The sequence below is a fragment of the Sandaracinaceae bacterium genome, from assembly GCA_016706685.1.
Taxonomy (GTDB): domain Bacteria; phylum Myxococcota_A; class Polyangia; order Polyangiales; family Houyiibacteriaceae; genus JADJJE01.
Genome location: JADJJE010000058.1, coordinates 41,549 through 53,256, shown reverse-complemented (window position 1 = coordinate 53,256; position 11,708 = coordinate 41,549). Strand labels below are relative to the sequence as shown.

Genomic DNA, 11,708 nt, shown 5'->3' with positions numbered 1-11,708 from the left:
ACCCTGCGCGCATGCCGACGCTCGCCTTCACCGATCCCCGCAAAGACCTCGCCGCCTGGGCCGCGCGCCTCTCCATCAGCCAGGAGGCCGACGAGATGCTTGCGCGAAAACCGGCGTGCATCGACCTGCCACCTCACGGCACGTTCATCTGGACGCGCATCTTCAGCTACGACCTCGGAAAGAAGCACGGCGAGGGCCTGCGGGTCGCCACTTCTACAGCCACTGCGACGCTTCCCGCGCGCCATGGAGACTGCGGGGCTCACGGGCGGCGTGTGGCTGATCACCACCAACCCGTTCTTGCCCGCCAGGTGCGCCGCAGCCTCTTCTTCAGAACGCCTGAGGCGCTTCCGAGGACGAGTTCGCGAAATGCCTGACGTGTTCCGCATCATTGCGGAACACGGCGCAATACCCAAAAAGGCGCGCGCCGCAGGAAAGCGGCGGCGTGTTCCTCGGCGTGCAAGGCGGCAACTGCCTCGAGCTACGACCTCGAGGTTCCGACAAGCTGGACCCGCACCAGCGTGCTGCGCATCACGCTAATTGCACCTCTCCAACTCGAGCCTCCGGGACCACCAGCTCGCCGCAGCGCCTCTGGGAGGCAACGACGAAACTCACCAACCGGAGCCGCGGTACATCGAGGTGCTGAACGCGAAGATCTTCCTGGACCTCGCCCGCATCAGCCCGGCGCGGCTTCTTCGACGCCCAGTGGCGGTGCACGACTGGAACGCAGCCGCTGATGGTCACGCACACAGGCATCGCGGGCGTGTACGAGCACTGGCGCAACATCACCGACGAGAGCAGCTGCGCGGCAAGTAGCCCGACACGGGCGGCTGCGTGGGCGTCATGTTCCAGAGCGGCTTCCTCTCGCCAAGCGCGGCGCCCCGGTGGAGACCGTGGTCGACCACCTCGAGCGCATCGTGAACATCGCGAAAGGCGAAGACGTTGCCAGCCATCGGCACCGACTACGACAGCGCCATCTCGCCGCCGCCCGACCTGCCCACCATCCTCAAGCTGCCGCGGCTGGCCAGACCCCATGCTGCGCGGAGGCTGGTCGGCCGAGCGCATCCAGAAGAAGATCTGGGGGCAACTTCCTCCGGCACCGTGCAGCCTCCCTCCGCGGCCCCAGGCGCAGTCGAACGGAACGAGACCCGGGGTCCGGTACCCTTGGTAGGCCGGCTGACTTCACCATTTGGGTCCCGCCCGAAGAGGACTTTCGAATCGCCCAGGCCTGGTCTGCTGCCCCCGGCTTCCAGCCGGGGGTGCCCATCACCCCGATCCCAAGTGACCCATCCGGCCCACCTTCCTGATCGCCCCGGATCCCCCCGAGATCCCGCAGGATCACGCGGGATCCCAGCCAACGCGCGTTTTGTAAACAGCGTGTAAACTGCTGTCACAAGCCTAGCGGGATAGTGTATTTCGTTACTCCGGGGTTGACGTCCGCACCCTGACGCGTCACGTTTCGGGGTGCGCTGGTAAATCTAGTAAACAGCGCCCCAACCCCTGGCTCGCGCGGTCGACCTCACGGGGCGGCAACAAACAGGCCCCACAGGAACAAGCTGGTGTCCACCTCGACGCAATCCGCGCAGAACCTGCTCGCGTCCTGCAGCTCAACCACGTCGTCGTGCTCCGGCGCGAACGGCACCATGGGCTACAGCAGCGGCGTCCTCTTCACCCAGGCCGTCCCCAAGTCACCTTCTTCGCGCGCCCTGAGAAAGAGGCCGAGCAGGGGCTTCGCCAGCGCCGCTAGGACCATGGTCCTCTCACCCACCGTGTCTGACCGGGTGGACGCTGGCGTGCTACGAGGACCTCGAGGCGGTCTGCGCCGGCGCCGGACCTCCATCGTTTCAGGCCGTCACCAGAGCAGCTCACTCGCTCAAGCGGGAGAGTTCTTCGCCCGCGTCGACGCCGCGCGCGCGCGTGACTCCATCGCGGCCACCGTCACCGGCAGCCTCGCCATCGACGCGCTGGCCGAGGGCCGCAGCGAGACTTTCCGCCAGACCTTCCTGGGCCTGCACTTCTTCAACCGCTCGCGTCATCGTCGGCACGGAGACTCAGTCCGAACCACTACACGGACCTGGCCTGCTCGACTTCATCGAGGCCTACTCGGAGAAGAGGCTCGGCGCACCATGATCCGCACCACGACACGGCGGGCTTCGCCGGCAACCGCGTCGGCTTCAAGGTCCTCAACGAGTGCGCCATCCTCGCGGGCAGCACGGCCCCGCGCTGGTCGACAGATCGTCGGCCCTACACGCGGCCGCGCGCGCTCACGCCGCTCGCCACCGTGGACCTCGTGGGCTGGGACATCCACCGCGCCATCGTGGACGCATCATGCACCTCACCCAAGGACGGGGCCACGACACGCTCCAACTGCCGAAGTACATGGCGGAGCTCCATGGACAAGGGCACGCTCGGAACAAGACGGCCGCGGCTTCTTCATGCGCGACGGCAAGCGCAAGCTCGCGCTCATCCGGCACGGATCGCTACCAGCCGGTGGACGAGATCAAGTTCCCGGACCTCGGCTTCATCGCGGGGGCTGCGGCGCTGCACCGCATCGGTCGCTACGACGCCGCCATGGCCGCGTTCGTGGCCGCCAAGGCGCCCCGAGGCCGGCCCTCGCGCGCAAGGTCATCTCTGGCTACATCAGCTACTCCTTCCACCGCGTGGGCGAGTTCACCGGCTACCATCACGGGCATCGACCCGATCATGGGTCAGGGCTCCAACTGGAAGCGCCGCCCAGCGTGCTGGGACACCATCGGCCTCGCGCAGACCATCGGCATGCTCGAGAAGTCGGAACGTCCCCGTGCCACCATCTTGGCGAACGCCGCGCCGGGCACGCGCTTCAACCACCCACGCCATCAACGTCGGCCAGTTCTTCGTCGCCGGCTGAGCGTCAGTCCCACCAGCAGAAGGAGAAAATCAGGGTCCCGGTTTATATCCTTGGTGGTTACCAGACCGACTTCGCCCGCAACTGGAGCAAGGAGCGGAAGCACTTCGTCGCCATGATCCGCGAGTCGGTGGCCGGCGCGCTGCGCGGCGCGAAGGTGGCTCCGGAAGAGATCGAGAGCGGGCGTGGGCAACTTCGCCGCGTCGCTCTACGCGAAGCAGGGCCACATCGGCGCCTTCTTCTCGGAGGCCGACCGGCCTTCGGCGGCCTGCCCACTGGGCGGCATGAAGCCGCCTGCGCGTCGGGCAGCATCGCGCTGCTCGCGGCCAGCGGCGAGATCGAGGCCGGGCGCTACGACTGCGCGCTGGTGGTCGGCGTCGAGCAGATGAAGACCGTGAGCCCGGCCATCGGCGGCGACTACCTCGGCACCGCGGCCTGGTACGAGCTCGAGGCCAAGGGCGTGGAGTTCCCGTTCCCGAAGCTGTTCGGCAAGCTGGGCGACGAGTACGACAAGCGCTACGGCCTGAAGGACGAGCACCTCGCCGAGATCAGCGCCATCAACTACGCCAACGGCAAGCTCAACCCCAACGCGCAGACCCGCACCTGGTACGCCGAACAAGGGCCACGCGCTGGCGCGCGACGAGTTCAGCAGCGCCGTGGGCGGCCGCGTGGATCAGCGACTGCTCGCAGGTGACGGACGGCTCCGGCCACCGTGATCCTCGCGTCGGCCGCGTTCGCCAGCAAGTGGGCCGCGCGCAACGGCGTGAAGCTCGAAATCCCGCGCATCAAGGGCTGGGGTCACAACACGGCGCGCCTGCGCTTCGACGACAAGGTGGCCGAGAGCAAGGACGCCGGTGCACGTGCTGCCGCACGTGCGCTCCACCATCACCAGCGCCCGCAAGCGCGCTGGCATCGCGGAGGTGTCGGGCATCGACTGCATCGAGACGCACGACTGCTTCACCACCAGCGAGTACATGGCCATCGACCACTTCGGCCTCACCAAGCCCGGTGAGAGCTGGAAGGCCGTGGAGGACGGCACCATCGCCCTCGGCGGTCGCTGCCCCATCAACCCGAGCGGCGGCCTGATCGGCGCGGGTCACCCTGTGGGCGCCTCCGGCGTGCGCCGGGCGCTGGACGCCTACAAGCGGGTCACCGACACGGCGGGCGACCACCAGGTGGCCGGCGCCGGAACGTGCGACGCTCAACATCGGCGGCGGCGGCACCGCGCCAGCGTCAGCTTCGTCATCGGCGTCTGACACCCGCGCGCAACGCATGAACGAGCCCGCCTCGACTTCGGTCCAGGCGGGCTTCTTCGTCTCTCTTGCTACCCGCGCGCGAGGCCACGGAAGGCGTCGCGGACCGCCCGCCGAATGTGCGCGTCGAACGTGGTGAAGACGTGCGTGTGCCCACCGCGGTAGCGCCACCAGGACGCGCCGGGCCAGTGCTGCAAGAGCTGGTCGGTCTCTTCGAGGCACACGAAACCCGTCACGCTCGGCGGACGCCATCACGATGGACGACCCGGGCGCGGGCGCGTGCAGGTGCCGAGCGGTGGCCTCGAACAGCTCGCCCAAGAACGCGCGTGCATCAGGCCTCTCGCGCTCGAGCGCGGCGAAGTCCACAGCCCACGACAGGGCCCCGTCGAGGTACACACTGCGCGGTGAACGGCCTGCCGCCACGGGCACCACGGCCAGGGGCTGGCCGAACGCACCGGCGGCGAGCGACACCATGAAGCCGCCCATGCTGTAGCCCACGAGGCCCAGCGGCTTGTGCTGGAAGCCGGGGCGCTCCCGCAGCGCGCGCAGCAGCCCCATCGTCTCCAGCACCGACGCGTGGTTCATGTGGAACTGCTCGTAGACCGTGGGCAACCGCGCGGACGGCTGACCGGGCCGGCGCCGCGCGCCGTAGAACAGGGTTCTCCAGCACCAGCACCTCGAGGCCCTCGCGCACCAACGGCGCCAAGAGCTTTACGCGGCGTGCGCCAGCCTCTTCACCGCTCGCCGCCATGGCGATGCAGAGGGGCGCATCGTGCGAGAGCTCCCCCTGCTGGGTGAGCAAGAGCGCGCGGCCCCTCCTCACGGAGCCCTCGAAGCGCGGGTCGACTGCGCCTGAGTGCCACGATACGTCGCGCTGGTTGAGGCCCTTCGTCGATCGCGGCTGAAAGCGCTGACGCCCTGTCAGGAATGGCGATTGTTTGATGGCCTCTTCGAGGAAAATTCCGTGTGTAACGTCGAAGAGCGCGGATGCGTCGCGCATCCGTTCGAGGGCATCCACGTCCCCAAAGCCCGCCGCAAACATCTTTTGCGCGAGCCAAGCGGCCCGTCGCGCGGTCGACCGGGTCATGGTCGGCGAAGATACTCGGCGGGGGCTCGGCGGTCGAGGTGGTGTTGATTGCACGGACCCTACCCCCCACCGCAACTCACATGGCATACTCGCCGCCGGGAACTTCACACATCATCTCGAGGGTATCGCATGGATTTGGAATCAATGGACTTTGGTGGCACTTCCGGGGTTCGTGGCGTCAGATGAGGGGGAGCGGCGGGATGGAGGTCGAGTCCACCGGGTTGGAAGGGTCGCGTTCTCGCGGTTCTCGCTTCCGGCGCCGCGTCCTGCGCTTGAGCACCTGGATGAACGGGTTGATGCCCTCGCCAGGCGGGAACGCTGGTCACCCCGCGGGGGGGTGGTCGATGCACGCGTGGATGTTCGCGCGATGGTCTGCCAGGGTGCTTGACGAGAAAACTTGTTGAGCGGCGGGGCTCCATGGCCTTGAGCGAGCGAATGAGGCTGAGGCTAAGCGGGGCTACCGGGGGTTCGGGTCGGTCACGGCTGAGGGGTAGAGCGGGATGGAGGTCAGTCTGTCGAGTTGGAAGAGGATCGCGGTCTTGAAGTTCTCGCGGTTGCGCGACGCGCGGCTGCGATGCTGAGTTCCTGGATGACGGGTTGATGCCCTCGCCAGGCGGCGCTGGTCACGCGGTGGTCGATGCAGCGTGAGGATGTTCGCGCGATGGTCCGCAGGGGTGCTTGCGGAGCTTGTTGGAGCGGCGGGAGCTTCATGGCCTTGAGCGGGCGAATGGGGAGCTGAGGAGCGACCCGCGGCCAGGCTTGCTGGCGTGCTCCCAGAGGGTGACGCGTAGAGGCTCTTCAGTAAGACCCAGGCTTTGGCGGTCTTCGGCTCGCTGGTCTTGGGGTCTTCGAAGCGGGCGACGTGTCGGTCGGGGGGGTTCTCCTCGCTGTACAGCCGGAGGTAGCGCGTCTTCGCGGTGGCGGCGTCTCTCCCTGCCGGGTGAGGCTTGCATGCTCGTTGCGCGGACCTGGTCCACCGCCGCGGTGGCGCAGTGCGTGACGTGGTGGCGGTCGAGAACGATCTTGCGCATTCCGTCGGGGGGACGCTGCGCAGCGTCGAGCTCATGGGCCGGGCCTTCCACGTGTCCGTGGCGACGCACTCGATTGCCTCGGGTCGCTTGGAGGTGCCCTTCAGTACTCGTCGAGGTGGGCCGTTGCTTTCCCATCGCCAATCCACTCCACCGTCTTGGTGTCGGGGTTGCCTGATCGTGAAGTACTCTGCCCCTGCCGGGAGACTTCTCGTCGACGCCCACGCGCGTGGGCGCGGACGGGGTGACAGCTCGGCGGGCCTGGCCGCGCGCCACCGCCCGTCGCTTGATAGTCGCCCATGGCCTCGTCCCGGATGCGCAGGATGGCGGCGGCCTTCGCGATGTCGGTCGCCTTCAACAGTCGATCGCGAACCGCTCGAAGAGCAGCGTGAACTGCGACTTGGCCTCCCCCATGGGAGGACCACCTGCCGAACGCCGTGCTCCTCGCAGCGGACGCGTGGCGGCCCCCGCGTGCAAGCGGGCGTCCGGTACTGGCACGTGTCCAGATGGCGCCACGTTCGCGCCGGCGTGGGTCGTGGATGGGGCCATCGTCTGGCTAGTCGGGGCACGCGAACTTCTGTCCCGCGCGGGTGCTCCACCCACGCGTCCACGCGACCGTCCGTCAGCGCCAGTTCCACCTTCGTCACCTTCCGTGGCGCCTGGATGCCAAGCACCGCCTGATAGAGTTCGACGTCGTTCACGCGCCGAGCGTCGCCCCCTCTGGGTCACCCGATCAAGACCCCAATTCTCACTCCAGCCCCGGAAGCGCCGGGAAGCGACCCGCGGCAGAGCTTGCTGGTGTGCTCCCAGAAGGTGACGCAGGAGAAACCTTCGCCTGGCCCAGGCTTTGGCGGTCTTCAGCTCGCTGGTCGCGAGGTACTTGGAAGCGGGCGACGTGTCGGGGTCCAGGAGGTTCTCCCTCGCTGTACAGCCAGGGTGCGCGCGTCTTCGCGGTGGCACGCGGCCTTGCCAGAGCTGCACCTCCACCTCGGGGTCGTTGCAGCCGTCGACGCCGCGCACCTCGAGCACACGCACGATGTCGGACGCGAGGATCTCGTCGGTGAGGTCCTCGTTGACGGTGATGCCGAACGCGTTGGCGCCGAGGTCGATGACGCCGCCGATGATGTTGTCCACCTGCGTGCGTCCATCCGGTGCCGTGAGGTCCGTGGAGCAGCCGGTGGAGGCCGGCCCGTCGTCGAGGTCCAAGCCGTCGAAGCGCGTGGCCCCCAGCTCGGAGAGCAGATACCAGTAGGTGCGGTTGGGGCCCGTCAGGTCGCAGGTCGCGCACTGCAGGCACTCGCCCGCCACGCAGGCGTAGGCGTCACCCGGACAGGCCGCGCTCGCGTCAGGGACCTGATCCACGTCCTCGTCGCAGTCGTTGTCGATTCCATCGCAGAGTTCAGGAGCTCCCAGGGCGACCAAGTCGTTGCTGTCGTCGCAGTCCGTGCGCGGGAACGCAGCGCGTGGTCCGCCCACGCAGCCCGCGCCCACCCCGAGCTCGCCGTCACCATCGAGATCCTCCTCGAACGCGCCTCCGTCGCAGTTGTTGTCGCGTCCGTCGCACAGCTCGGGGGCTCCCAAGAACGTCGCGATGTCATCGTCGTCGCAGTCGGTGCCTCCGCAGGACGCGTTGATCCAGCCATCGCCATCGGCGTCTTCGTTGGGGTGCAGGTCCCCATCGCAGTCGTCGTCGTCGCCGCCGGCGCACAGCTCGGTGCGGTTGGGGTTCACCGAGGCCGTGCTGTCGTCGCAGTCGGTGGAGCGGTCGGACCACGCCGCGCCGGGCCGGCCTCCACAGACCGTGGGCGGAGTGCTCGGCTGCGCGCAGGCGCTCATCCCCACACCGGCGTCGAAGCCGAAGAGGCCCCGCCTGGTAGGGTGCGACGTCGCCACCGCGCCGAGCGTCGTCCACGACACCATCGCAGTCAAGCCGTCCACGAAGCCAGATCCCGGCGCGCCGGGCTTCACCTCGTCGCTGCCATCATTGCAGTCCTGACCGCAAGCGAGGCCCCCGTCGGACTGTCGGTTGCAGCACGCGAACGCCACACAGCGCCAGTCCGTCCACATCGCAGCCGAGCGTCAGCGGCCGGTCTTCGTCGACCGAGCCCGTCACAGCGCTCGGGGTTTCCGGGGAAGCGCTCGGCGTTGGTGTCGTCGCAATCGGCGCCTCCGCAGGCTACGGACACGTGACCGTCGCCGTCCACGTCGGCCACCGACCCACAGAATTCGAGGCAGCGTCGGCCCGCTTCATCGCACTGGGCTAGCGCGCACCGCGGTTCGGCGGCCAAGCAGCCGTTCTCGTCCGCGTTGGGATCGGACGGCGCACAGGTGGCCACGCCGTTGCAGAAGACCCCGTCCTCGCACTGCGTAGCCGTGGTGCACGTCCAGCCGGCGTCCACCGCAGGAGCGGCCGCCTCGCCGCAGCCCGCGAGCGCCATCGTGACCAAGCCAGTGCCAACCCAAGTCCACACCCACCTCGAACCACCCACGGTCTTCATGATGGGGATGCTCTCGCGTGCGCGTGACCGGTGTCAACGGACGCCCCGGACGCCGCGGGCTCAGTCGTCGTCGTCCTCCTCTTCCTCTTCTTCCACCGCTTCCTCGGCGCGAGTGGCACCCGGCTCGCCTGTGTCGCCGCCTCCGCCCTCGGGGCCTTCGCCCAGCTGCAGCGTGGTGCCCACCAACGGAAGAGTGACGGTTCGCGTCGCGCCATCGTAGCCCTGCACCAACAGCCCCGCCCAGGCGGCGGTCAGCACCAAGAAGACGGCGGCAGCCGCAGGGTGCACAGACGGAATCGCGCCCTCGGGTTCACCGTCCTTGTAGCCACTCACCATGCTGGCGGTGATGTTCTCGCGGTGCCGCAGGGTGTGCCAGATGACGCCTGCCACGTGGGTGACCACGACCGCCAGCAGCGCATAGGAGAGCACCTCGTGGACCTCTTCGAGCGCCTCGTTGGTGGACATCAGGGCGCCACTCACGCCCAGCCCGAGCGTCAGCCCCAGCATGGCCCAGATGGCCACACTCGAGCCCGGGTTGTGGCCGATGTAGCGCTTGCCCTCGCCGCTCACGGTGCCCTTCAGGTAGGCGAGCACGTCACTCGGACCAAAGGCGAAGGAGCCGAAGCGCGCATAGCGGGAGCCGACGAAGCCCCAGACCACGCGCAGCACGACCATGAGGCCCATGACCGCGCCGAGCAGCATGTGGACTGCGAAGGTGGGGCTGTCGTCGTCCATCACGTTGGCGATGGTGAACGCCGCGATGAAGGAGCCCGCCAGCAGCCAATGGAAGAGCCGAGTGGGGAGGTCCCAGACGAGGATGCGTTTCATGATGCAGGTCCGATTTTCGAGGTGGAGGGTGCGAGGCTGAGCAACACGCGCTGCAAGACGGCGGCCAAGAGCACGGCGGCGGTGCCGACGTAGAGCGCACGCACCGCCAGCACCTGCGTCTCGCTGCCGGCGAGGACGCCGTGAGCGAGGGCCAACAGGTACGTGCCGAACGCGGTGGCGTGGATGGCGCGCCAGACCGCCTTCGGGATACGGTCCGCGAGGTACGTGGCGACTCCGATGCTGACCAGGCCATAGAGGGCGAACGTGCCGAGCGTCACCGGCACGGTCAGCTTCTCCGCCGCGCCGGGCACGAACACGGCCAGCGGCGAGATGCCCGAGTAGGGGTCAGCCACCACGGTGAGGACGTGGAGTCCTGTGGCGCTGAGCGCGACCAGCGCCCAGCGGCTGTGCAGCTGGAGCACCGTGGCACGGTCGAGCAGCCCGCCCGCCCCACGGCTGCCCACCATCACACCGAACAGGGTGGACATCCACAGGGACACGTACGCCAGCATGCCGAGGGCACGGTCTGCCCACCACATCACGGGCACGCCGGGCGCGGCGAAGCGCTCCACCAAAGGGGCCATGGACAGCACGGTGGCCGCTCCGAGGGCCGCAAGGGCGAAGCGTTGAATCCACGTGGGAAACGCGCTCTTCATGGCGCCTCGCTCCAGTTGGGCGTGGTGTACCAGGCGCCGCTCGACGCGCGCATGGCCGCTTGGAAGCCCGGCCCCGTGAGGCGCGGCAGCTGACCGGACGGGTCGACCAACGCCGCCGTGGCGAGCGCGTCGGCGGTGGTGGCGTTGGGCGCGACCACCGTGACGGTGTCCACCGGGGACGTTGCAGGGAGGCCGGTACGGGCCGAGAGGATGTGGTGCGCGTGCTGACCCTGTGCCGACTGCCAGCGCCGCCCGCGCGTCGATGACGTGGCCACGGCGCCATCGCGCAGCAGCACGCTGAGGTCGTCATCCACGCCGATGGGCCACTCGGCGCCGCGCACGGCGATGTCGCCGCCGCCATCCACGAGGACGGCCCCCGCGCCCGCAGCGACGAGCGCGTCGAGCACCCGGTCCACTGTCCAGCCCTTCGCGATGCCGCCGAGGTCCACGCTGCCGTTGCCTTCGAGCGAGACGTGGGCACCTTCGATCATCACCTGGAGCTCCTGGACTTCGTCGAGGCGCGGGGACCCCGCAGGGCTCCTCACCTCCGCGAACGGGCGGTCATAGCCGAGCGACGCGAGCTGGGCTCCGAGGCGCGGGTCGAAGGCCCCTCCAGTGTCGCGCAAGAAGCCCATGGCCTCGTGCAGCACCGCAGCGAGCACGGGGTCGCTCGCCTCGCGGTCGCGGTTGAGCCGTGAGACGGCAGAGTCCGGCAAGAAGCGAGAGAGCCGCCCCTCCACGTCGCGCACCAGGCGCTCAGCCTGCACCAGCGCTTCTGGGCCGCAGCCGTCGGCGAGGATGGTCCAGTCGGTGCCCATGGCGAGAAACGCGTGCTGCTTCATGACGCCCTCGTGCGACGCACCACCACCACGCGGCGCGTGGGCGGTGGGGCCGGCTGCAGCCCCGGCACAGGCGGCACGTCAGCCACGTCGAGGCTGACCGTGGCGAGCTGGACGGTCTCTTCCTGCACGGGCGGGGCGAGCCGCGCGCGCTCGCGGTCCACGCTCGAGGCCAGCAGATAGCCACCGCCGAACACCAGCGCCGAGAGCGTGATGACCGACAGGTCGACCAGCCGCTTCTGCATCTCGCGCTCAGTCATCGTCGTCATGGTGGCCACCTCGTTCTTCGCGGTCGTCGTCGCCGTCCTCGTGCTCGTCGTTCTCGTGTTCGTCGTCCTCGTCGTCATCGTCGTCGTGACGACCGCCCGCGCGCGCCGGTTCGTCGACGTACACGTACTCGACCGCCGGCTCGGGTGCGGGAGCCGCCGCCACCGTGGCCGCGGGCGCCTCGGATGGCGCCGCCGCGGGGGTACCGGGATCGGGCGCCGCAGCTTCTACGACGCCGGTGGCGACCTCCGCGGGATCAGGCGTGAGGGTGGACGTGGTGACGAAAGCGATCAGGGCGGCCGCCACGGCCAGTCCTGCGAATGCATATGCGAGAGCCAGGTGCTTGTTCATCGGAACCTCCTCTTGGTTCG

The 11,708-nt window shown here is 68.8% G+C and carries 10 protein-coding genes and 3 pseudogenes; 2 read left to right on the top strand and 11 right to left on the bottom strand.

Annotation, left to right across the window (positions count from 1 at the left end):
* The first annotated feature begins 11 nt into the window (after positions 1–11).
* A complete protein-coding gene (locus tag IPI43_34440; protein MBK7779161.1) occupies positions 12–374 on the top strand; it encodes a hypothetical protein in 363 nt (120 codons plus the stop codon).
* Between the two features lie 1,488 nt (positions 375–1,862).
* On the opposite strand, the gene IPI43_34435 is transcribed toward IPI43_34440, so the two are convergent.
* A complete protein-coding gene (locus IPI43_34435) occupies positions 1,863–2,042 on the bottom strand; it encodes a hypothetical protein (protein MBK7779160.1) in 180 nt (59 codons plus the stop codon).
* 870 nt (positions 2,043–2,912) lie between these two features.
* Between IPI43_34435 and IPI43_34430 the strand changes: the two are divergent.
* Positions 2,913–4,273: pseudogene (locus IPI43_34430) on the top strand (thiolase domain-containing protein).
* On the opposite strand, the gene IPI43_34425 reads toward IPI43_34430, so the two are convergent.
* From IPI43_34425 to IPI43_34380, 10 genes and pseudogenes are all read right to left on the bottom strand, one after another.
* Positions 4,206–4,370, bottom strand: a complete 165-nt coding sequence (locus IPI43_34425; GenBank protein MBK7779159.1) for a hypothetical protein — start codon at positions 4,368–4,370, stop codon at positions 4,206–4,208. The pseudogene IPI43_34430 and the gene IPI43_34425 sit on opposite strands and share 68 nt — an antisense overlap.
* Before the next feature lie 73 nt (positions 4,371–4,443).
* A pseudogene (locus IPI43_34420) lies at positions 4,444–4,791 on the bottom strand (alpha/beta hydrolase family protein).
* 1,561 nt (positions 4,792–6,352) lie between these two features.
* Positions 6,353–6,607 carry a hypothetical protein gene (locus IPI43_34415; GenBank protein ID MBK7779158.1) on the bottom strand — a complete coding sequence of 85 codons (255 nt, stop codon included), beginning with the start codon at positions 6,605–6,607 and terminating at the stop codon, positions 6,353–6,355.
* A complete protein-coding gene (locus tag IPI43_34410; protein ID MBK7779157.1) occupies positions 6,604–8,316 on the bottom strand; it encodes a putative metal-binding motif-containing protein in 1,713 nt (570 codons plus the stop codon). The genes IPI43_34415 and IPI43_34410 overlap by 4 nt, the downstream gene beginning before the upstream one ends.
* Positions 8,231–8,747, bottom strand: a pseudogene (locus IPI43_34405) (putative metal-binding motif-containing protein). Before IPI43_34405 ends, IPI43_34410 begins: the two are co-directional and overlap by 86 nt.
* 60 nt (positions 8,748–8,807) lie before the next feature.
* Positions 8,808–9,575, bottom strand: a complete 768-nt coding sequence (locus IPI43_34400; protein MBK7779156.1) for a cytochrome b/b6 domain-containing protein — start codon at positions 9,573–9,575, stop codon at positions 8,808–8,810.
* A complete protein-coding gene (locus tag IPI43_34395) occupies positions 9,572–10,231 on the bottom strand; it encodes a hypothetical protein (protein MBK7779155.1) in 660 nt (219 codons plus the stop codon). The genes IPI43_34400 and IPI43_34395 overlap by 4 nt, the downstream gene beginning before the upstream one ends.
* Positions 10,228–11,073, bottom strand: a complete 846-nt coding sequence (locus tag IPI43_34390; protein MBK7779154.1) for an FAD:protein FMN transferase — start codon at positions 11,071–11,073, stop codon at positions 10,228–10,230. The genes IPI43_34395 and IPI43_34390 overlap by 4 nt, the downstream gene beginning before the upstream one ends.
* Positions 11,070–11,339, bottom strand: a complete 270-nt coding sequence (locus IPI43_34385) for a hypothetical protein (GenBank protein ID MBK7779153.1) — start codon at positions 11,337–11,339, stop codon at positions 11,070–11,072. Before IPI43_34385 ends, IPI43_34390 begins: the two co-directional genes overlap by 4 nt.
* Complete coding sequence (locus IPI43_34380) at positions 11,323–11,688, bottom strand: hypothetical protein (GenBank protein ID MBK7779152.1); 366 nt, start codon at positions 11,686–11,688, stop codon at positions 11,323–11,325. The genes IPI43_34385 and IPI43_34380 overlap by 17 nt, the downstream gene beginning before the upstream one ends.
* Positions 11,689–11,708 lie beyond the last annotated feature (20 nt).